Here is a 2,719-nt window from a genome sequence, read left to right as displayed (position 1 = left end):
GGCGATTGTATATTTGACAAACCCACGCCTTGCTGTAGGATGTGTAATCAGCAAGGGAGGGCAGTATGAAACGCATCAGGAAATACGGGCCGAAAGGTGTAGCAAGGCCATTCCAGCCGACACCAGACATTGACGGATCAATGCCAACTGACGAGAAAATCGCGGAGGCCTTGGAACATATCGCGACCTCCCTGTCCGCCATCGATCACAATCTGGATGTGCTGGCGACCTATATAACGAAGAAAGCTGGGAGACTGTAAGCGTAAGTGCTGGACGCCCAGCACACTCAGTTGCCGTCTTCATCGTTGACTCCTTCACCATAGAAAAAGCCCGCTCATTGGCGGGCTTATTATTCTCGGGAACACGAGGGAAAAAGTCGCGGGGCGACTCCGTTCCGCGCGTTGCTTTCTGTATAAAGGGCCATCCCGTCGCGAATCGGCGATTCGCGGGATACCCCGGGCCACGATCGGGTCTCACCACCCGGCTTGGTTCGCAGGCCCAATAGGTTAGCGGGTCACTCCAAGAGGGGTTGGGTTCACGCCCAGCCCCTCACCTCCATATAGGGGCATAGTCTGATTTGGGGTAGCTCGTCCAGAGCTTCCCTGTCACTCTTTGTCAGCGTCGCCCTTCTTCGAAGGCTGCGGCGGCGACTTCGCGATCTGCCTTACCAGTGCGTCAAAACGATCCTCGCGCTCGTCCGTTTCGAGTTCGCGGGCGGCTTCGCGGAACTTGTCCACTTGACTCTTTTTGGAGGCTGCTGTCGTCATTGGTGAATGCACCTATGCTTTATAGACGAAAGTGGAAGCCCCCCCAAGCCCGGCAAGGTGGGCAATCGTCCCTATTTTATCATCGCTGGCCTTATCATGCACGAGGCGCAATGGCACGGCATTGCCGACGAAGTGCGCAGAACGAAGGCCAAGTTTGAGGTGACCGGCGAAATCAAGTGGAGATACTTCGGCCCTGACAACGACGACCCCGACAATTCCGTTGCTCACCTCGATGAAGGGCAGAGGCGCGCGTTTCGGGAATCCTTGTTTGAGATCATCACAAAACGAAAGAGCGTGAAGGTTGTTGCTTGTCTTGCCGACTGCGATGCGGCGTACGCTACGGGCTATGTAGCCGACCAGGATGACCTCTACCACTACACCTACAAACCCGTCTCAGAGCGCTTCCAGTATTTTCTACAGGATGTGAGCCGGATCGTAGGCAGCAAACAATTCGGCATCATCGTTGCTGACCACAGAGGCAAGAAGCAGGACGAAGGATTCCGAAAGCACCACCACGCGCTTGTCGATAACGAGAACAGCTTTGTCAGTTCGTATGAGAATTATGTAGAAACGATATTTCTGACACCGTCACATCACAGCGTCGGCATTCAATTGGTCGACTTGGTTGCCGGCGCAATCGGCCGGGCAATGAATACGGGGCAAACACACTATGCGCGGCTTATTAAGCCTGCGCTGCGCACCAGCCCCAAAGGAAAAGTTTGGGGCTTCGGCCTAGTCAGATTTCCGGGGAAGCCTTGAGAGAGCCGTCGGGCGGGGCCTCGCGACCCCTGATGCAATCGCCGCATCCCCGACGAACCGAATCTAGGTGACGGACTCGAATCCGTCAATGAGTCAAGATTTCTTTCTGCGGTTTCCGCGCTTTTTCCACAGGGGAAGTGATAGTTGTACCGGCTTGCGGTAGTGGCCCTTCTTTGCCTCAACCAACTGGCCGGTAGGTGAGGCGCTTGCCTTTGAAGCCCTGCAAAGCCAGCAGCGAGCGGACGCCATCATCAACGCCGCGAGCGGCGCGGAACGTGTAGCGGAAATCGAACTCTGCCAGATAGCGGTGCAGGTGGTGTTCTGCGCAATGCTGATACACGCCCTTCATGCCGCGCTTGAAGATTGAGTAGTAGCCTTCGACGGTGTTCGTCGTGACGGAACCGCGAACGTATTCCTTCTCACTGTGGTTCACGGTGTAGTGGCCCAAGAACTCCTGACCGACGCGCTTATAGATGTGGCTCTCGTCGGTCATCAGAATGGACTCTTTCGCGATGTTCTGGCGAACGAGCGGGACAACCTGCGCAACCGTAGCAGTGTCGATGTGGAACGAGCGAGCAGCGCCGCCACGCTCCACAAGTGTCAGAACCATGTTCTTGTGCGCCGGACCCTTCGCGTCCTTCGGGATGCCAGACAGACGACCGATGTAGGTCTCGTCGGCCTCGACCACGCCACCAGTGAGGCCGCCCATGGGTGTGAAGTCATCCGAGCGCATGGCTTCGCGAATGCGGTGCGCAAGGAACCACGCGGTCTTGTAGGTGCATTCCAGAACGCGGTGCAGCTGGTGCGCGCTGATGCCCTTCTTTGACGAACACATCAGGTGGATCGCCTGAAGCCATTTGTGAAGCGGCAGGTGGCTTTCCTCGAATATCGTACCCATGCGAACCGTGAACTGCTTACGGCAGGACGAGCACTTGTAGAGGCCGTGACGCTCAACGCCTTCCGGGTTTTTCTTAGAAGCCTTCGTGCGGACGCCCTTCAATGCGTAGTGCTTTTCCATTGAACCGCAGTGATGGCAGACCGGGCCCTGCGGCCACAGGATGCCCTCGACATGCTCGAAGGCTGCGGCTTCGTCGTGGAAGTAGGGGCGGGACAGAACGGACATGGCGAAAGTTCCTAAGTGACTGGAATCTTTCTAACCCGTCCGAATGGGTTTGTCAAATATATAATCGCCC

The 2,719-nt window shown here is 56.5% G+C and carries 4 protein-coding genes; 2 read left to right on the top strand and 2 right to left on the bottom strand.

Annotated features, from left to right (window positions below):
- Window positions 1-65 precede the first annotated feature (65 nt).
- On the top strand, window positions 66-260 hold the full coding sequence (locus tag ACVJNE_RS24190) for a hypothetical protein (RefSeq protein ID WP_499569273.1): 195 nt from the start codon (window positions 66-68) through the stop codon (window positions 258-260).
- 345 nt (window positions 261-605) lie between these two features.
- Here ACVJNE_RS24190 and ACVJNE_RS24185 read toward each other — a convergent pair whose 3' ends face one another.
- On the bottom strand, window positions 606-767 hold the full coding sequence (locus tag ACVJNE_RS24185; protein ID WP_499569272.1) for a hypothetical protein: 162 nt from the start codon (window positions 765-767) through the stop codon (window positions 606-608).
- Window positions 768-773: 6 nt separating this feature from the next.
- Between ACVJNE_RS24185 and ACVJNE_RS24180 the strand changes: the two genes are divergently transcribed.
- Entirely contained in the window at window positions 774-1,526 is a 753-nt protein-coding gene (locus ACVJNE_RS24180; RefSeq protein ID WP_499569271.1) for a DUF3800 domain-containing protein, read from the top strand.
- Between the two features lie 178 nt (window positions 1,527-1,704).
- Here the strand turns inward: ACVJNE_RS24180 and ACVJNE_RS24175 are convergent, their stop codons facing one another.
- Window positions 1,705-2,649: an IS1595 family transposase gene (locus tag ACVJNE_RS24175; RefSeq protein WP_499569270.1), complete on the bottom strand. Its 945-nt coding sequence runs from the start codon at window positions 2,647-2,649 to the stop codon at window positions 1,705-1,707.
- Between the last annotated feature and the right edge of the window lie 70 nt (window positions 2,650-2,719).

The organism is Mesorhizobium sp. DxT (genome assembly GCF_058448885.1).
This window is presented reverse-complemented; position numbering and strand designations above follow the sequence as displayed.

Excerpts from the sequence above, each read along its gene's own strand:
- ACVJNE_RS24190 (WP_499569273.1), top strand. The coding sequence starts at position 66 with ATGAAACGCATCAGGAAATACGGGCCGAAAGGTGTAGCAAGGCCATTC.
- ACVJNE_RS24185 (WP_499569272.1), bottom strand. The coding sequence starts at position 767 with ATGACGACAGCAGCCTCCAAAAAGAGTCAAGTGGACAAGTTCCGCGAA.
- ACVJNE_RS24180 (WP_499569271.1), top strand. The coding sequence starts at position 774 with ATGCACCTATGCTTTATAGACGAAAGTGGAAGCCCCCCCAAGCCCGGC.
- ACVJNE_RS24175 (WP_499569270.1), bottom strand. The coding sequence starts at position 2,649 with ATGTCCGTTCTGTCCCGCCCCTACTTCCACGACGAAGCCGCAGCCTTC.